The organism is Phaeobacter sp. 11ANDIMAR09, from assembly GCF_001294455.1.
Lineage (GTDB): Bacteria > Pseudomonadota > Alphaproteobacteria > Rhodobacterales > Rhodobacteraceae > Pseudophaeobacter.
The window spans coordinates 140,447-158,024 of record NZ_LIKT01000003.1; the positions used below are offsets into that span (position 1 = coordinate 140,447).

A 17,578-nucleotide genomic window follows, 5' to 3' on the forward strand; every position below is an offset into this window, starting at 1 on the left:
AAGTAGTCGGCCTGATTGCCCCCTGCCCAGTTGCTGCAGGATCATGCCACAATGGTTAATCAATCCTTGAAGATTTATGACACAATTCGACATAATAAAGCCCAAATCGAAGCCCATACCCTTAACAATCTTGGGATATTCCTGAAACAGGGCAGATCCAGCAGCCCCGTCGGCTGTCCTATCAGGGTCCCCGCCACCGGCCCATTGGGTCAACAGTTGAAACACCGGAACAAGCAATGCTTGAGTTTGAAAATGTCAGCAAGTCCTTCTGGACCGGAACCCAGCGCAAGGTCATTCTTGACCGTGTGTCCTTTCGGGTTGAGCTGGGCAAATCTCTTGGCATTCTGGCACCAAACGGCACCGGTAAGACCACCCTCATCAATATGATGGCGGGGTTGGAAAAACCAGACGAGGGTGAAATTCGCCGCGGGTGCAAGATTTCCTTCCCGCTTGGCTTTATGGGCGGCGTGGTCAGCCGGCTGTCGGCGCTGGCCAATGCCCGCTACATCGCCAATCTCTACGGATTGGACCCCGATTACGTCGAAGCCTATTGCCGCTGGTTGTGTGGCCTTGGCGAGTATTTCGACCAACCGCTTGGCACCTATTCTGCGGGCATGCGCTCGCGCTTCAGCTTCTCGCTGATGCTGGCCTTGGATTTTGATGTCTACCTCATTGATGAGGGCATGCCGAGCACCACGGATGTGGAGTTCAACAAGAAGGCTGGCGCCATCCTGCAGGAGCGCCTGCAGACCACAACCATCATCATCGTCTCCCACCAGGCCAAGACCCTGGAAAAATTTGCCCGCTCAGCCGCAGTGCTGCTGGATGGGCAACTCAATATGTTTGAAACCTTGGAAGAAGCGAAACAGCTCTATGACTATGAAACCCAAGGCTAAAAAGTTCAGAATTCGCCGCAATCCAGCCACGCCGAACGGGGAAGCCGAAGGGGGGGCGGCCGCGGCCCGTCCAGTGCCTGCCCCCGATGCGCAAAGCAGCTCAGGCCACGCCAGTGCCTCGGCCCAGCAACAGCCCCAGCAAATGGCCGATCAGGCGGCCCCGGCAGCGGCCTCTGCGGCAAATGCTGGCAAACCCCTGTCGGGTCAGGTGAGCTCTGCCCGCGAAACCCGGCTTGAAACCGATATTGATGCCATTCGCAAAGAGGGGCTCACCGGGCGCCAGCTGCGCATGGCCCGCCGAGTTGCCCAAAAGCACGATCTGCCGGCAACCTCGGATTTTGATGCCGTCCGCCTCCTGCGTGAAAAGGGCATAGACCCTTTCAAACGCGCCAATATGCTGGAGCTGGTGGTGCCGCAGAACAAAGCCCAGCCCGACAATACGCCTGCAGCTGGCCAGAATGTGCAACTGCCGCAGACTGTGCCTGCCGCAAAAACCAACCTGCCCTCAACCGATCTGAGCCCAGCCGAACGGCGCCAGCGCGAGATCTCTGAAATTCAGCGCGATATTGCCAATCGCCGCCGTCGCAAGCTCGCCCTACTGATGGCGCGGCTTGGCTTCTTTGTCATGCTGCCGACCCTCATCACCGGCTATTTCTTTTATGTCGTTGCCACCCCGATGTATGCGACCAAATCCGAGTTCCTGGTGCTCAAGGCCGATGGCGCGGGCGCGGTGAGTGGCTTGCTGAGCGGGACACAGTTTGCCACCAGCCAGGACTCCATCGCGGTGCAGGGCTATCTGCAATCCAAGGGCGCGATGTTGCGGTTGGACGCAGAAATGGGCTTCAAATCCCACTTCACCCAGGCCTGGATCGACCCCATTCAGCGGCTCAGCCCTGACCCAACCAATGAAGAAGCCTATAAGACCTATAAGCGCAACGTCAAAATCGGCTATGATCCCACCGAAGGTGTGGTCCGTATGGAGGTCTCTGCCGCTGACCCCGAAGTGTCAGCCGAGTTTTCCCGCCGCCTCATCGGCTATGCTCAGGAAGAGGTGAACCACCTGTCAGAGCAAAAGCGATCTGATCAGGTTAGCGAATCCGAGGCTGCCCTGGAATTGGCCGAAGGCAAACGCCGCGAGGCGCAGCGCCATTTGGTGGAGTTGCAACAAGACGGGATGGTTTTGGATCCTGAAGGGGTCATTGTCTCGCTGCGATCGCAGATCAATACCTTTGAGATCCAGTTGCAACAAAAAGAGCTTGAACTGGCGGCCCTGCTGGACAATGCCCGTCCCAACAGGGCCAAGGTCGCGGGCGTTGAGGCCGATATCAGCCGCCTGAGTGATGTGATCACCCGCCTGAATGACCGGATGACCGATGCCTCGGAAGGCGAAAACTCGCTTGCCAATCACCGGGTGCAGATTCAGATGGCCCAGGCCGATTTGGCGACCCGGGATCTGATGCTGCAATCGGCTTTGCAGCAAGTGGAATCCACCCGCATGGAAGCCAACCGCCAGGTCCGCTATTTGACCACTGCGGTGGCCCCTGTCGCCAGCGAGGAACCCACCTATCCACGCAAATTCGAGAATACGGTTTTGGCTTTCCTGATCTTTTCCGGTATCTACCTGTTGTGTTCACTCACAGCGTCCATTCTCCGGGAACAGGTTTCGTCTTAAGCCATGAAAAACATCCAAGTCGCCGATCTCACCATTGGCAATGACCGCCCCCTGACCATTCTTGCCGGCCCTTGCCAGCTGGAAAGCGCCGATCATGCCCAGATGATCGCAGGCACCCTGAAAGAGGCCTGCGACAAAGCCGGGGCACAATATGTGTTCAAAGGCTCTTACGACAAGGCCAACCGCACCTCGATCAATGCCAAACCGGCGCTAGGACTGGAAAAAGGCCTCGAGGTTCTACAATCTGTCAAAGACAGTATCGGCGTGCCTGTACTGACGGATATCCACGAGCCCGATCACTGCGCGCCTGTGGCCGAAGTTGTCGACATCATGCAGATCCCAGCTTTCCTGTGCCGTCAGACGTCGCTTTTGCTGGCGGCCGGGCGCACAGGCGCGGTGATCAACGTCAAAAAGGGTCAGTTCCTGGCCCCTTGGGACATGCCCAATGTGGTGGCCAAAATCGCTAGTACCGGCAATGAACGCATCATGTTGACCGAGCGCGGCGTCTCCTTTGGCTACAACCGTCTGGTGGTCGATATGCAAAGCCTGCCCGAGATGGCCCGCACTGGCTACCCGGTGGTGATGGATGCGACCCATGCCGTCGCCCAGCCCGGCGGCCTGGGCGGAGCTTCGGGCGGTCAGCGCGAATTTGCGCCGGTTCTGGCCCGCGCCGCTGTCGCAACCGGGATTGCCTCCGTCTTTATGGAAACCCATGAAGACCCGGATAACGCCCCCTGTGACGGCCCGAATATGATCTATTTGGATCAGATGCCCCAGCTTATTGAAACACTCATGGCATTTGACGCCCTCGCCAAAGCCAACCCAATTTCTATTTGACCCCCAAGGGATTTGTTCAAGATGAAAAAGCCAAGCTCCCCGGTGCAGCCAAACACCTGGAATTTTTTGCGCGACCCAATGATCACGCCAACTGGCTTTCGTGAATATGACGCCCGCTGGAAATACCCCGAAGAGATCAACCTGCCTGGTATGACCGCTCTGGGCCTCGGGCTTGGCACCCAAATGCACAAACGTGGCATCCCCCCAGTGATTGCCGTTGCCAATGATTACCGCGACTACTCGCTGGCGATCAAACAGGCGCTGATCCTCGGCCTGATGCAGGCCGGAATCCAGGTCAAGGATATCGGCCCGGCGGTCTCTCCCATGGCCTATTTCGCCCAGTTCCACCTGGATGTGCCTGCCGTGGCCATGGTCACCGCCAGCCACAACCCCAATGGCTGGACTGGCGTCAAAATGGGCTTTGAACGCCCCTTGACCCACGGCCCCGACGAGATGTCCGAACTGCGTGACATCGTGCTCAATGGCCAAGGTGAGCCCCGCCCCGGTGGCTCATACGAGTTTGTCGATGGCGTCAAAGAGGCCTACCTCGATGATCTCGTCGGTGATTTCAAAATGACCCGCAAGCTCAAGGTGGTCTGCGCCACCGGCAATGGCACGGCTTCGGCCTTTGGGCCGGAATTGTTTGAGCGCATCGGCGTCGAAGTGGTGCCCAGCCACAATGAGCTGGACTATACTTTCCCGCATTACAACCCCAACCCCGAAGCCATGGAGATGCTGCACGACATGTCGGCCAGCGTCAAAGCCTCGGGCGCAGACATGGCGTTGGGATTTGATGGCGACGGCGACCGCTGCGGCGTGGTGGATGATGAGGGCGAAGAGATCTTTGCTGACAAGGTCGGCGTCATCATGGCGCGTGATCTCAGCAAGATTTATCCCAATGCAACCTTTGTCGCAGATGTTAAATCAACCGGTTTGTTTGCCTCCGATCCCGAGCTGAAAAAGAACGGCGTCACCGCTGATTACTGGAAGACCGGCCACAGCCACATGAAACGCCGGGTCAAGGAAATTGGCGCCTTGGCAGGCTTTGAAAAATCCGGCCACTACTTCCTGGCCGAACCTGTCGGTCGTGGCTACGACTGCGGCATGCGCGTTGCCGTCGAGATCTGCAAGCTGATGGAGCGCAACCCCGATATGTCCATGTCGGACCTGCGCAAAGCCCTGCCAAAAACCTGGTCGACTCCCACCATGTCGCCCTATTGTGCCGATACCGAAAAATACACTGTGCTGGAGCGCCTGGTCGAAAAACTGGTCGCCAAACATCAGGCTGGAGAGCCCCTGGCAGGTCGGGCCATCAAGGAAGTTGTGACGGTGAATGGTGCACGCGTCATTCTTGACAACGGTTCCTGGGGGCTGGTGCGCGCCTCCTCCAACACGCCCAATCTGGTTGTGGTCTGCGAAAGCTCTGAAAGCGAAGCTGAAATGCGCGCCATCTTTGCCGATATCGACGCGGTGATCCGGACCGAGCCGCAGGTTGGCGACTACGATCAAACGATCTGATCTTTTCTATTCAGAGTGGTTTCCCCTGCCTTGCGGCAGGCGACCCGGGCCCGCCTGACGGCGGGCCCTTTTTTCTTTCGGACCTGTCTCGCCGATAGGCGAGCCTATTGGGTTACGGCAAAGGCGGCGATTGAAGCCCTACCTCTGAAAAGCCAAAACTGGAAAACTCTGCAAACCTGTCTCGCCCAGCGGGCGAGCCAATTTGGCAGCGAGGCTCATCCAGATCCAAACACCAGAAGTCGGGGCTCAGTTCCCCTGCAATAAGCGTAGCAGCTGATCCTTAGCCTCCTGCTCGATGCGGTCGCGGATTACCTCGTTCAGATCCACCTCCGGAGTGATCTCCGTCTCCAGCTCCTCGCTGAGCTTTTCGATGACCCGGTCCTTGGCCTCCTGCTCCACCGCATCAATCTCCGGCTGCAGGGCATTTTTGAGGTCCGGGCGGATTTTAGGATCCTCCCAGGGGCCGGTTATCGCCACTGGAATGGTCAGTCCCGCCGCGCCGTTGAGACCAGAGATCGTCGGCGCAAAGCGGTAATCCAAATCCCGCGCGCCAAGCCCAATCCGCCCCGAACCATCGGCGCGAATGCCCTTCAGCGTCACCAGCAGATCCTCATTGTGCAGATTGCCCTTGTCGATGTTGTAACTCGCGGACAACCGTTCAAAAACGGTACTGCCGCCATTGCCCTGTCCCGAGCGCATTAGCTGTTCCAGGTCAAAGCCGGTAAAGAACCCCTTGTTGACCTCCAACCAGCCCTTGCCCGAGAGCGAGCGCATCAGCGCGTCCACAGAGTTGCCTGAGGCCAGATACTCCAGCTCGCCCAGCGCCTCACCATTCAACCGGTCATAGCCAGCCACCTGCGCCATGGCCTTCTCCAGCCGTATCCCATTGAAGCTGAGCTTGCCTCCTGCCGAAAACCCATTGCGGTTATTGGCCACCACCTGCCCCTGGACCTGACCACCAAACAGCGCAGCAGGCTGAAATTTCAACACCGCCCGCGCACGATCCAGGCTCAGCGACAGCTTGCTGGCACCAAACGCATAGCCAGCCGCCGTGAGGCTCTTAAAACTCAGCACCGCAGTACCATTGGCCAGGGCCAAAGCAGAGGCATCAATTGCTTCGGTCGACCAGCCCGCAGAAGCCGTAGAATCCGCACCAGCGGAGGCCTCAGCGGCGCTTAGCCCAGGCACCTGCAAATGCCCCCCATTCAGCTGCGCTGTGAACTGCGGCACCTCCGAGAGCACCACATCCACTGCCCCCTCCAGCTTATTGCCATCCAGATCCAGTGTAACATCGCGCAGAGCGATGCGACCATCCGTGGTATAGGTGGCATCAGCGCCAACCATCATAGCCTGTCCCAACCCCTGCGGCAGGGCAATTCCGCTCTGGCCAAAGGCGGTCAAAAACATCGCGGTATCCGTGGTCTTTGCCGTCACCCGCCCCGAGGCCGCTCCGGTCAGATCCGCACGTCCATCAAAACGCAGCATGCCACCTTCAGCCGCCACCGAGGCCCCGATCGAAGACACCGCGCCGCTCAGAAAATCCGCAAAGGTCCCCACCTCGGCCTGGATTTGCACCGGGGCGCCGGCGGGCCGGGCCGTCAGGTCTATGTTCACGGTGCCACTGGGGTCAGGCCAGCGCAGCACCATGTCAACCGAAGACATCTCTACGGCATCTCCCTGCCGGGGCTGATAGCGCAAGGAGGCCCCGGTCAGGGTCAGCTTTTCAATGCTGATCGGCAAGACCGCCGCCTGGTTTTCCGCTGCAACGGCTGTCGGGTTGGCTTCGCCCTCCGCCCCGCCGAGCACCCAGTTGCCCTGACCCTGAGCATTTTCCGACAGGTTCAGATGGGGCAGCAGGGCCGAGACCTCGGTCACCCGCACCTTGCCACGCAACAGATCGCCGGCTGAAATGCCAATCGACAGACGCTGGGCCGTTAACATCGGCTCAGGGCCAGCCCAATCGGCATTGGACAGCGCCACCCCGTCGGATTTCACCCCCAGCACCGGCCAAAGCGTAAAACGCACCTTGCCCTGAAAGGTCAGCTTGCGCCCGGTCTGTGCTTCGATCTGATCGGCGGCCAGTCCGGCCACTTTTTCACCCGGCAGCATGAAGAGCACCACAAGCAAAACCGCCAGCGTCGCGATCAGCGCCCCCAAGATCCGCAAAATCAGCCTCATTTGCCCAGTCCTCCTGTCTTTCCCCCTGTATTCAGGGGCTTTGCACCAGCTTAGCCAACCTTTGACTGGGCGCAATGCTTGACTGGACTAACCGCCCGCTGGGGCAAGCTCTATCTCTTTGCAGGGGGTATCCGGACCGCCCTCACGGGGCGGGTTGGATGGCGTGACACAGGGAACAGCGGCCCCTCGTCTTAGGGCTGTGCCGCCTGTACACTCGGGAAACGATCCAAGGCGCGTTTCTCTATCCGAGCTTGCCCCAAAGATCATAGTCCCCAGCTTCATCGATTTCGACGGTGACCAGATCGCCAACCTTTAGTCCCTCGGTGCCTTCATCAATAAACAGGTTGCCGTCGATCTCGGGCGCGTCGGCCTTGGTACGGCAGGTGGCGATGCCGTCCTCATCAATGTCGTCCACAATGACCTGGCAGATCTGGCCGACCTTGGCCTGCAGTTTGGCCTCGGAAATGCCTTGCGCCTTCTCCATGAACCGTTCCCAGCGCTCTTGCTTGACCTCTTCGGCCACATGATCCGGCAGGGCATTGGAGCGCGCGCCATTGACGTTTTCATACTTAAAGCAGCCCACCCGATCCAATTGCGCCTCATCCATCCAGTCCAGCAGATGCTGGAACTCGGCCTCTGTCTCGCCCGGGTAGCCGACGATAAAGGTCGAGCGCAGAGTGATATCGGGGCAGATCTCCCGCCAAGCGGCGATCTCGGTGAGGGTCTTGGCAGTATGGGCGGGGCGCGCCATGCGTTTCAACACATCCGGGTGCGAATGCTGAAAGGGGATATCCATATAGGGCAAAAGTGCGTTTCCTGGATCCGCCATCAGCGGGATCAGGTCGCGCACATGCGGGTAAGGATAGACATAGTGCAACCGGATCCACAGCTCATCCGCCGGGGCCAGCTTGCCCAGCTCGCGGCTCAGATCGAGGATATGGCTGCGCAGCTCACCGTCTTTCCAGGGGTTCACATCATATTTGCGGTCCAACCCATAGGCAGAGGTATCCTGGCTAATCACCAGCAGCTCCCTGACACCGGCCTTGACCAGTTTGTCGGCCTCGCGCAGTACCGCATGGGCCGGGCGCGAAGCCAGCTTGCCGCGCATATCGGGGATGATGCAGAACTTGCACTTGTGATTGCAGCCTTCCGAGATCTTCAGATAGCTGAAATGGCGCGGGGTCAGCTGCACGCCGGTGGCAGGCAGCAGGTCAATAAAGGGGTTGGGATCGGCGGGCACGGCGGCATGGACGGCGTCCAGCACCTGCTCATATTGATGTGGGCCAGTGACGGCGAGGATGCGCGGGTGATGCTCGCGGATGTAGTCGGGCTCGGCCCCCAGACAGCCGGTGACGATGACCTTGCCGTTTTCCTTCAGGGCTTCGCCAATCGCCTCGAGGCTCTCAGCCTTGGCACTGTCCAGAAAGCCACAGGTGTTGACGATCACCGCATCGGCGCCTGCGTAATCAGGCGAGATGCCATAGCCCTCTGCCCGCAAGCGCGTGAGGATACGTTCGGAATCCACCAGCGCCTTGGGGCAGCCAAGGGAGACCATGCCAAGGGTTGGCTGGCCGGCGCGCGGAGTATCCCCCATCAGGGCTTTGGGGGCGAGGTCGGGGCGGAGGTCTGGCGGATTGCTGGTCATGGTCGCGCATATAACAGGAATAGGGCCGTAGGCAAGAAAAACGGCAGCGCGCGCCGCGCAGCACCTATGGCGATCCTATTGCCGCGATGTTTTAGGCACGATCACCCTGGCGCTTGTGCGCCTGTGTGCTTGGGGAGACGCTGACCTGAGCTCTGTGCTGGAGCCAACGAAGCTGACGCCCCATAGGCTTTGTGATGAAAATACTGCTACACTCGCGTGCATCGCAACCAGCCAGGGAGAAACCCGAGCCATGTCAGATGAAATCCCCGAGATCGCCCAGAAAAGCCCCTATGGCGTCGAGGTCACCGAAGGCAAAAGCTATTTCTGGTGTTCCTGCGGCAAATCGCAAAGGCAGCCCTTTTGTGATGGTAGCCACAAAGGCAGCAGCTTTGCGCCGGTCAAATACACTGCCGAAAAAACCGGCAAAGTTTTCTTTTGCGGCTGCAAGAACTCAGACAAGCAGCCGCTCTGCGATGGCAGTCACACCGAACTTTAACAGTCCCTTTCAGCCTTTGCGACGCAGGCCCTCAAAGGCCTCGCGGTTGGCGCAGAAATCCGGTACCGGCGGGTGGTCCGGTGAGGGCGCCTCCAACCAATAGGCACAGGCCTGTAGGCAACTGGCGGCGCGGCAGCGGGTGATGGCCGCTGCATATTCGGCCTCAGTGATCCGCCCCTCGAGCAGGGCTTCGCCCAGATCAGCGCCTGCCCGTTGGGCAATGACACGCAACTGTTTGAAATGGGAATTAAACTCACCCAAAGCCCTATGTTCCACAGGCCTGTGCTCAACGCGCCAGTCTTTCATGATCACTCTTTCTTCTTGGATTGCCCCCGGAACGAAGCCCCATGCCCCCTAAGAGACAGGGGTCCTCAGTTAGGAGGTCTCGCGCAGTTTCAGCAGGCGCGCGGCATTGCAGCAATAGGCCGGAGGCCGTGCCGCTTTGGCTGCCGCCTCTGTATGGTCTTGGTTTTCCAGCCAGCTCCTGCAGCCCTCTGGCGCATCGCAGCCTCGACATGAGGTGATCATCTCGGCCCAGTCTTCCTGGGTGATTTTCCCGGCCTCAAAAGCCTCTACCAGATCTGCGCCCAGGTGTTTTCCCATCCGGGCCAAGAGTTGCAGGTGCTGCATCGCGTCCCCAAGAGGGTGCATGTGAAATCTCCCTATGTTTTGGCGATCTAGGGCCAAAGGCCTCTCTAGACGGATCCTTCCTTGAGATAGTTCAGCAGATCCCGGTTGCGACAATAATCCGGCGCCTCACTCAACCCCTCGCCAGGTTGCGCCAGCCGCGCCGCACATTGCAAAGGATGCGCACAGCGGCTGCAGCGCAGCACGGCCTCCGAGATTTCGTCAAAGGCCAGACGGCCGGTGATCGCCTCTTCCTCCAGGTCTAGGCCGAGGGCCTGGCTCATACTGTCAAACAGGGCTGCGTGGGTCTTCAGGGTTGATTGCGCGCGCACCGGGTTTCTCCTGCCTATCGTGTTGGGCAGAGGCTATGAAAGAAGGCGCCCTTACGCCTTGATGCAAATCAACGCTCAATTACCCGGCGGTCTGGTCCAGATAGGCCCGTACCGCATCCTGGACCCGGCGAAACCTGTCGCCGCCCAGTTTCTTGCCCCCATACCAGCGGGTCACGATGATCACATGATCCCGCAGCGCAGCGCGCTCCAGCATCCGCAGAATCACCATGCCTGCACCGCTCTCGCCGTCATCCGCCTTGAGCCCCCCCGTCGGCAAGAGGGCGGCCCAGGTGTTATGGGTTGCCTTGGCGTAGTTGCGGTCACTTTTCAGCGTGGCAAGGACCTGATCCACCTCTGCCCGCGAGGTGACCTGGGCGCCGCTCACCGCATAGCGAGAGCCGCGATCCGTCTGCACGACTCCCAACCGGGTTAAAGACGGGGCAGGTGTAGAGCTGGAACTCATCTGCGGGGCGCTCCCAAGGGTCAAAAAGATGTCTTAGCCCCTGCATATCTGTCAGAGCCAGACAACGCCAGCCGCTGCCGATCTGGCTTTCATTTCCAGTCAGACAGGCAGCAGGCGGTGATGCCCAGCAACAGCGCTGCCACTGTCTCATGGATCACAAAAGAGTTCCCGAACAGCGGGTTGCTTGCAAACCGTCACGGATAGGGGCACTCTGTTGGGTATGTTTAGTATCGAACATGAATTTGACTGCACCACGGTTACCCTGGTCGACGAAGGCAAACAGCCTCTGTTGGAAGACCTCACACTAAATGCCTTTGCCGAATGTGTGACAATCGAACAAGTGGACAGCCGCACCGATCTGGTCCAGAAGATCACCCTCTCCTATTCCCAGGTTCGTGATCTAGCGGCCGCTTTGGATCTGCCTGAGGGCGTTTACCGTCTGGTCCCAGAAGAAGCCCAGCACAAGCCCTGATCCTGGCAAAGCCAGATCAAGGCAGCCGTCTAGCCATCTCCGGTATAGACAAAGACCTTGTTGCGGGATGCAGCGCCCTGCTGCAGCTCGAGCCGCGTTGCGGCCACGCCCATGGCCTTTGCCAGGAGGCTGCGCACTGCCTCGGTTGCTCTGCCATTTTCGGGAACAGCGGTGACAGATACCTTGAGCCCCGCCTCCTGTCGTAATATGGCGTTTGCGGCGGCCCGCGGCGTCACTTTCACAGCAATCCGCACTCCGGTGACAGCCAGATCCGACAGATCCGGCAGGTTTCTTCGCTTTGGCCGACCCATAGATGACGTGATGCCAGTTCTCCGCCCGATTGGCCAGCAGAACCCGCAAACCCCTCTTGAGATCTAGGAAACCTGTCTCAACGCCGACAAGCTGCCAGAAACTGACGGGCAAAGCCCTTCTGCCCCTTGAATTCCTGCGTACAGATGATGAGATTGGCCCCATTGATGTAAAAGGGCTTTACATATGAGCAACGACCCCCAAACCCTGGCCAGTGACGCCGCGCTGCACTTTCTATTGTCGCGTCGCTCCCGTCCGGCAAAAACACTGATCGCCCCGGCTCCCACGCGCGAGGAGCTCATGCCGCTGCTGACGGCTGCAGCCCGCACCCCGGATCATGGCAAGCTGGAGCCCTGGCGTTTTGTGGTCATCGAAAAAGCCGCCATGCCGCGCCTCGCCGAGCTGACCCAGCACTGCGGCGCGCGGCTCGGCAAGTCGCAAGAAGATATAGCCAAGGCCCGCAGCCAGTTCGATCTAGGGCATCTGGCCGTGGTGGTGGTGGAAGTGCAAAAAGAAAGCGCAAAAATTCCTGCCATTGAACAGAGCTACAGCGCCGGTGCCGTCTGTCTGTCGCTGCTCAATGCCGCTCTGGCAGCAGGCTGGGGGGCAAATTGGCTGTCGGGCTGGGCCAGCCATGATCCTGAGTTTTGCCAGGACGCCTTTGGCCTGCAGGCACAGGAACGCGTGGCCGGGATCGTACATATCGCCACCCAAGGCGCCAAACCACCGGAACGTCCGCGCCCGGATCTCTCGACCATGACAACCTGGGTAGACAAATGATCTTTGACGCCTTTTTCAAAACTCTGAGCCAGACCAGTGACCCGCGGTTTATGCGTGTCTTGTTCAAGGGCATCGGCCTGACCCTGGCCCTGTTGATGGGGGCCACCATCGGTTTTCTGGCGCTGGTGCAATGGCTGACAGCAGCCTCGGTGAATCTGCCGCTGATCGGAGAGGTGACCTGGCTCGACGATCTGTTTTCCGTCGGCTCAGTTCTTTTAATGATGGTGCTATCGATCTTCCTGATGGTGCCCGTGGCCTCGGCCATTACCTCGATGTTTCTGGACGAGGTGGCGCAGGCGGTGGAGGATAAACATTTCCCCCATCTGCCCGAGGTCGCCCCCGTACCGCTCTGGGCGGCGCTGAAGGACACAGTGAATTTTCTGGGAGTGCTGCTGGGCGCCAATATCCTGGCGCTGATCCTTTATGCGATGTTTCCCCCCGCGGCCCCTTTTATCTTCTGGGGCTTAAACGGTTATCTCTTGGGGCGCGAGTATTTCACCCTGGCCGCGAGCCGACGCATTGGACCGGTTGAAGCCAGAAAACTGTGCCGCAAACATAGCGGGACGATCTGGATGGCTGGAATTCTGATGGCCATGCCCCTGTCCATCCCGCTGCTAAATCTGGTGATTCCAATCCTGGGCGCCGCCACCTATACGCATCTGTTTCACGCGCTCTGGCGGCACCACTGATATAGGCCCGGCCCCTCTCGAAGCGGATCAGGAGGGGTCAGGCAAACGGTCGAACCAGTCAAAATCATTCACCGTGATCAGCCCGGACAGGATGATCCCCGCGATCACAGCCCACAAGAGACAGGTGACACCGGTGGTTATCCACGCTTTTTGCTTCAGATAGTGGTTCTCCGGCGCCCCCGCATGGGTTCCGGGCTCAACCTTGCCCTTGTCGCCCTGGGTCTCAATGCGGATCGGGATGATGACCAGAAAGGTCAAAAACCAGATCACGGCAAATAGAACCAACCCGGATGTAATGGCCATAGTGTTTTTTCCTCACGTAGACGGGCTGCACGGCAGCGCAGCCCGCTCTACATAGTCTTAAACCTGTTCGAGTTCCACCAGGCAGCCGTTGAAGTCTTTGGGATGCAGGAACAGCACGGGTTTGCCATGCGCACCGATCTTTGGCTCCCCGCTGCCCAGTACCCGGGCCCCTTCGGCCTGCAAATGATCCCGCGCCGCCAGGATGTCATCAACCTCATAGCAGATATGGTGGATGCCGCCCGCCGGGTTCTTTTCCAGGAACCCGTTGATCGGTGAGTTATCTCCCAGCGGATAGAGCAGCTCGATCTTGGTATTGGGCAGCTCGATAAAGACAACTGTCACCCCGTGATCTGGCTCGTCCTGCGGTGCGCCAACCTTGGCCCCCAGGGTGCTGCGGTACTGGGCCGATGCGGCCTCCAGGTCGGGAACGGCAATGGCTACGTGGTTCAGGCGCCCAATCATGATCTGTCTTCTCCTTGGCAAAGCAATTCTTGCAGCCTTATGCTCAATTGCGGCAATCGCACGCAAGTGCGCCAATGCGCCCAGATCCACAGTTCACGCAGGGTTCCCTGCCCTCTGCCACCTTTGGCCGATTTCCTCACGACTTTTGCCCCGCGTTGAGCCTCGGTTTGGCTGCCCCCGGGGCTGTTAACTTTGAATTAGCCTCAAATTTATAGCGTCTCTGCATATCCTGTTAGGAGTAAATGTAATGGACGATTCGGAACTGTTTGCAGCCGCCCAAAGACTACCAAGTGCCCGCCGCCCGCTGTTGGGTCTGACCATTCTGGTCATCGAAGACAGCCGCTATGCCTGCGAGGCTCTGCGCCTCCTTTGTCTGCGAAGCGGGGCCCGCATTCGACGTGCAGATTGTCTGAAATCTGCCCGTCGCCACTTGCAGGTCTACCGCCCTTCAGTGGTGATCGCGGATGTTGGCCTGCCGGATGGTTCCGGTCTCGACCTGATCAAGGAAATGGACGCGGCCCACCCGAGGGTCAGAATTATCTTGGCCATTTCGGGCGATGAAAACGTCGAAGAGCAAGCGATTGCGGCCGGAGCAGACGGCTTCCTGGCCAAGCCCATCACCTCGCTTGCTGCCTTTCAGGAGGCCATTCTGTCGCGCCTCCCGGATGATCGCCAGCCCAGTGGCCCACGCCAGCTCACAGATGAAACCATTGAACCCGATCCTATCGCCTTCCTGGATGATATGGCCCATGCGGCAGATGTGCTGAACGACACCCAGGAAGACAAGACACTCGACTATCTGGCCCAGTTTGTGGGCGGGGTTGCCCGCAGCGCCGGAGATGGCCCCCTGGCCAAGGCCGCCGAAAACCTGGCCCGCTCAAGATCCGAAGGCCGCCCCGTCGCCAGCGACGCCGCAGTCATCGCCGGTCTGGTCCAGGAGCGGTTGGAACGAAAGATTGCCATCTGATCATGTTCGAGGTTTTTTCGACATCCCTGGCGACACTCGCCATTGTCTTGTATCTGCAGGCCCGCCATTCCGCGCGGATCATCCGACGCAATCGTGACCGGGCGCCGGAGGCCTTGAAGGCTATGCAGATCCACCCAGGCGAGTTGTCGCGCTAGCCTTTGGTGATCAGACGGTTTTTGGCCCAAGATGGCAGAGCCGCAACAGATGGCGATGCAAAGCAATTCGCCGTCAGCGTAGAAATCCGGGGTCCTGCCCCATCTGCAAACCCGGGAACACATGTTGTTCCAGATCGCTTTGCCCGGTTCCGATCATGGCCCGCATGATCCAGGCTGCGACCGCGCGTACATCCCCGGTTGGCATCAGGTCACGGCGATCGTAAAGCGCCGCCTCGCTCAGCCCCGGCCACTGCCCATAGACCCTGCCACCGCGAAGTGCGCCGCCTGCCAAAACCATAGCCCCGCCAGTGCCGTGATCCGTACCCCCCCTACCATTTTCGCGCATTGTACGGCCAAACTCGGTCATCGCCACAATCGCGGTTTTGCCCCAAACATCTGGCCCAACTCCGTGTTTGAGTGCCAGGATGCTCTCACTCAACCGTCGGAGCGCTGCCCCCAGGCTGCGGGTTTGGCGAGATTGTGTGTCCCAACCGTTCAACAAAAACGAGGCGACTCTGGTTTCTCCGCGCAGCTGTTTGGCGGTAAATTCCGCCAGTTTAAGATACGCCTTGCCGCCGGATTTCTCCCTAACCTAGGAGGTCACGACAAAAACCGGCACCCTGTTTTTCTGTGATACGCGTAAACAAGCGCAATCTGTTGGTTTCGAGTTTGGGGTTTAATTGGGGCTCTGCCCCCGCGCCCAGTGGCGCTCCCCAGGGATATTTTTGGCCAAATGAAATCCAGAGGGCGTGCAAAATCCACAAGCCCTGCAAAGCTTCGGTGGCCAGCAAAGAAAAACACCCGAGAGCACGCTCCCGGGTGTTACTGTGATCTGGGCCAAAGGGGCCGTTTTGCCGCTGGGTTTACTGGTCCTGTGGGATCACCCGCAACCCAAGCTCCATCAGTTGGTCGGACATCGGCTCGGAGGGGGCAGACATCATCAGGTCTTCGGCGCGCTGGTTCATCGGGAACATGATGACTTCACGGATGTTAGCCTCATCTGCCAAGAGCATCACCATACGGTCGATACCAGCAGCGCAACCACCGTGGGGGGGCGCGCCGTACTGGAAGGCATTAACCATGCCGCCAAAGCGTTTCTCAACTTCGTCCTTGCCGTAGCCGGCAATTTCAAAGGCCTTGAACATGATTTCGGGGCGGTGGTTTCGGATCGCACCCGAGACCAGCTCGTAGCCGTTGCAGGCAAGATCATACTGATAGCCCAGCACCTCCAGCGGGTTCCCTTCCAGCGCATCCATACCGCCCTGAGGCATGGAGAAGGGGTTGTGCTCGAAATCAATCTTACCGGTTTCCTCATCAGCCTCGTAGATCGGGAAGTCCACGACCCAGGCAAAGGCAAAGCGGTCCTTGTCAGTGAGGCCCAACTCTTCGCCGATCACGTTGCGGGCGCGGCCTGCAACGCCCTCAAAGGCTTTGGGTTTGCCACCCAGGAAGAAGGCCGCATCGCCCACGTCCAGACCCAGCTGCTGGCGGATCGCCTCGGTGCGCTCGGGGCCGATGTTTTTGGCCAGCGGGCCTGCGGCCTCATTGCCCAACACGATCTCACCGGATTTAACCAGCGCGTTCACTTCTTTGACGGTGATGCCGCGTTCCTGAGCAATGCTATCTGCCGACTGTTTACGCCAGAAGATATAGCCCATGCCAGGCAGGCCTTCTTTTTGCGCAAAGGCATTCATCCGGTCACAGAATTTGCGGCTGCCGCCTTTGGGGGCGGGGATGGCGCGGACTTCGGTGCCTTCGTTTTCCAGCAGGCTGGCAAAGATGGCAAAGCCGGATCCGGCGAAGTGTTCCGAGACCACCTGCATCTTGATCGGGTTGCGCAGGTCGGGCTTGTCCGAACCATACCAGAGCGCCGCATCGCGGTAGGAGATCTGCGGCCATTCGCTATCGACCTTACGACCGCCGCCAAATTCCTCAAACACGCCCTGCATCACTGGCTGGATGGTGTCGAACACGTCCTGCTGGGTGACAAAGGACATTTCCAGGTCGAGCTGGTAGAAATCAGTGGGTGAGCGGTCGGCGCGCGGGTCTTCATCGCGGAAACAGGGCGCAATCTGGAAGTATTTGTCAAAGCCCGAGACCATCATCAGCTGCTTGAACTGCTGTGGCGCCTGCGGCAGGGCGTAGAATTTGCCAGGGTGCAAACGCGAAGGCACCAGGAAGTCCCGCGCGCCTTCGGGGGAAGAGGCTGTGATGATTGGCGTTTGGTACTCGTTAAAGCCCTTGTCCCACATACGTTTGCGGATCGACTGCACCATGTTGGAGCGCAGCAGCATGTTCTGTTGCATCTTCTCGCGGCGCAGATCCAGGTAGCGATAGCGCAGGCGGGTTTCCTCGGGGTATTCCTGCTCGCCAAAGACCATTAGCGGCAGCTCTTCGGCTTTGCCCAGGACTTCGATGTCGCGGATAAAGACCTCAACTTCGCCAGTGGGCAGCTTGTCGTTCACCAGGCTCTCATCGCGGGCCAGCACATTGCCGTCGATGCGGATACACCATTCCGAGCGCACCTTTTCGATCTCGGCAAAGACCGGACTGTCGGGGTCGGCCATAACCTGGGTGATGCCATAGTGGTCGCGCAGATCGATGAACAGGAGGCCGCCGTGATCGCGGACACGGTGGACCCAACCGGAGAGGCGCACGGTTTCGCCTACGTTGGATTTGTTCAGTTCGGCGCAGGTATGGCTGCGATAGGCATGCATGGCGTGACCTTTCAGTATGAGGGTCTAGTCTGTGGTGGCACCGTCATTCGCGATCTGCCA

General features: G+C 59.2%; 20 protein-coding genes and 1 pseudogene. 10 read left to right on the forward strand and 11 right to left on the reverse strand.

The features are described from left to right. The first annotated feature begins 236 nt into the window (after positions 1–236). The 4 genes from AN476_RS03615 to AN476_RS03630 are packed head-to-tail and all read left to right on the forward strand — an operon-like array spanning position 237 to position 4,923. Entirely contained in the window at positions 237–896 is a 660-nt protein-coding gene (locus AN476_RS03615; RefSeq protein WP_054459607.1) for an ABC transporter ATP-binding protein, read from the forward strand. Then, on the forward strand, positions 874–2,568 hold the full coding sequence (locus tag AN476_RS03620; protein ID WP_054459608.1) for a capsule biosynthesis protein: 1,695 nt from the start codon (positions 874–876) through the stop codon (positions 2,566–2,568). The genes AN476_RS03615 and AN476_RS03620 overlap by 23 nt, the downstream gene beginning before the upstream one ends. Before the next feature lie 3 nt (positions 2,569–2,571). Then, on the forward strand, positions 2,572–3,405 hold the full coding sequence (gene kdsA, locus AN476_RS03625) for a 3-deoxy-8-phosphooctulonate synthase (protein WP_054459609.1): 834 nt from the start codon (positions 2,572–2,574) through the stop codon (positions 3,403–3,405). 21 nt (positions 3,406–3,426) lie between these two features. Further along, positions 3,427–4,923, forward strand: coding sequence for a phosphomannomutase/phosphoglucomutase (locus AN476_RS03630; protein ID WP_054459610.1), 1,497 nt, complete (start codon positions 3,427–3,429; stop codon positions 4,921–4,923). Positions 4,924–5,169: 246 nt separating this feature from the next. On the opposite strand, the gene AN476_RS03635 is transcribed toward AN476_RS03630, so the two are convergent. Both AN476_RS03635 and rimO read right to left on the reverse strand, forming a co-directional pair. Then, positions 5,170–7,101 (reverse strand): AsmA family protein, encoded by a 1,932-nt coding sequence (locus AN476_RS03635; RefSeq protein ID WP_054459611.1) that lies wholly within the window; start codon positions 7,099–7,101, stop codon positions 5,170–5,172. A gap of 241 nt (positions 7,102–7,342) precedes the next feature. Further along, on the reverse strand, positions 7,343–8,746 hold the full coding sequence (rimO, locus tag AN476_RS03640; RefSeq protein ID WP_054459612.1) for a 30S ribosomal protein S12 methylthiotransferase RimO: 1,404 nt from the start codon (positions 8,744–8,746) through the stop codon (positions 7,343–7,345). Positions 8,747–8,996: 250 nt separating this feature from the next. Here rimO and AN476_RS03645 point away from each other — a divergent pair, with 250 nt between their 5' ends. After that, complete coding sequence (locus tag AN476_RS03645; RefSeq protein WP_054459613.1) at positions 8,997–9,242, forward strand: CDGSH iron-sulfur domain-containing protein; 246 nt, start codon at positions 8,997–8,999, stop codon at positions 9,240–9,242. A gap of 9 nt (positions 9,243–9,251) precedes the next feature. On the opposite strand, the gene AN476_RS03650 is transcribed toward AN476_RS03645, so the two are convergent. The 4 genes from AN476_RS03650 to AN476_RS03665 all read right to left on the reverse strand — a co-directional run bounded on the left by AN476_RS03650 (position 9,252) and on the right by AN476_RS03665 (position 10,664). Then, positions 9,252–9,548, reverse strand: coding sequence for a DUF6455 family protein (locus AN476_RS03650; RefSeq protein ID WP_054459614.1), 297 nt, complete (start codon positions 9,546–9,548; stop codon positions 9,252–9,254). Between the two features lie 69 nt (positions 9,549–9,617). After that, positions 9,618–9,893 (reverse strand): DUF6455 family protein, encoded by a 276-nt coding sequence (locus AN476_RS03655; protein WP_054459615.1) that lies wholly within the window; start codon positions 9,891–9,893, stop codon positions 9,618–9,620. Between the two features lie 44 nt (positions 9,894–9,937). Further along, on the reverse strand, positions 9,938–10,201 hold the full coding sequence (locus tag AN476_RS03660) for a DUF6455 family protein (RefSeq protein WP_172684787.1): 264 nt from the start codon (positions 10,199–10,201) through the stop codon (positions 9,938–9,940). A 79-nt stretch (positions 10,202–10,280) separates the two neighbouring features. Then, positions 10,281–10,664 (reverse strand): YigZ family protein, encoded by a 384-nt coding sequence (locus tag AN476_RS03665; protein ID WP_172684788.1) that lies wholly within the window; start codon positions 10,662–10,664, stop codon positions 10,281–10,283. Between the two features lie 220 nt (positions 10,665–10,884). Between AN476_RS03665 and AN476_RS03670 the strand changes: the two genes are divergently transcribed. Further along, complete coding sequence (locus AN476_RS03670; RefSeq protein ID WP_054459617.1) at positions 10,885–11,136, forward strand: hypothetical protein; 252 nt, start codon at positions 10,885–10,887, stop codon at positions 11,134–11,136. Positions 11,137–11,165: 29 nt separating this feature from the next. Here AN476_RS03670 and AN476_RS03675 read toward each other — a convergent pair whose 3' ends face one another. Beyond that, entirely contained in the window at positions 11,166–11,447 is a 282-nt protein-coding gene (locus AN476_RS03675; protein ID WP_054459618.1) for a DUF167 domain-containing protein, read from the reverse strand. Positions 11,448–11,631: 184 nt separating this feature from the next. On the opposite strand from AN476_RS03675, the gene AN476_RS03680 reads away from it, so the two are divergent. Together AN476_RS03680 and AN476_RS03685 are read left to right on the forward strand one after the other, a co-directional pair. Next, on the forward strand, positions 11,632–12,225 hold the full coding sequence (locus tag AN476_RS03680; protein WP_054459619.1) for a nitroreductase family protein: 594 nt from the start codon (positions 11,632–11,634) through the stop codon (positions 12,223–12,225). After that, a complete protein-coding gene (locus AN476_RS03685; protein WP_054459620.1) occupies positions 12,222–12,914 on the forward strand; it encodes an EI24 domain-containing protein in 693 nt (230 codons plus the stop codon). Before AN476_RS03680 ends, AN476_RS03685 begins: the two co-directional genes overlap by 4 nt. 27 nt (positions 12,915–12,941) lie before the next feature. On the opposite strand, the gene AN476_RS03690 is transcribed toward AN476_RS03685, so the two are convergent. Together AN476_RS03690 and mce are read right to left on the reverse strand one after the other, a co-directional pair. After that, complete coding sequence (locus tag AN476_RS03690; RefSeq protein WP_054459621.1) at positions 12,942–13,217, reverse strand: DUF1467 family protein; 276 nt, start codon at positions 13,215–13,217, stop codon at positions 12,942–12,944. Between the two features lie 57 nt (positions 13,218–13,274). Continuing rightward, positions 13,275–13,679 carry a methylmalonyl-CoA epimerase gene (gene mce, locus AN476_RS03695; protein WP_009811569.1) on the reverse strand — a complete coding sequence of 135 codons (405 nt, stop codon included), beginning with the start codon at positions 13,677–13,679 and terminating at the stop codon, positions 13,275–13,277. Positions 13,680–13,926: 247 nt separating this feature from the next. Here mce and AN476_RS03700 point away from each other — a divergent pair, with 247 nt between their 5' ends. Together AN476_RS03700 and AN476_RS22790 are read left to right on the forward strand one after the other, a co-directional pair. Next, positions 13,927–14,646: a response regulator gene (locus tag AN476_RS03700; protein WP_054459622.1), complete on the forward strand. Its 720-nt coding sequence runs from the start codon at positions 13,927–13,929 to the stop codon at positions 14,644–14,646. Positions 14,647–14,648: 2 nt separating this feature from the next. Beyond that, a complete protein-coding gene (locus tag AN476_RS22790) occupies positions 14,649–14,801 on the forward strand; it encodes a hypothetical protein (protein WP_157063669.1) in 153 nt (50 codons plus the stop codon). Positions 14,802–14,874: 73 nt separating this feature from the next. Here AN476_RS22790 and AN476_RS03705 read toward each other — a convergent pair. Continuing rightward, positions 14,875–15,366 (reverse strand): annotated as a pseudogene (locus tag AN476_RS03705) (DUF1501 domain-containing protein); the annotation flags it as partial. 298 nt (positions 15,367–15,664) lie between these two features. Further along, on the reverse strand, positions 15,665–17,518 hold the full coding sequence (aspS, locus tag AN476_RS03710; protein ID WP_054459623.1) for an aspartate--tRNA ligase: 1,854 nt from the start codon (positions 17,516–17,518) through the stop codon (positions 15,665–15,667). Positions 17,519–17,578 lie beyond the last annotated feature (60 nt).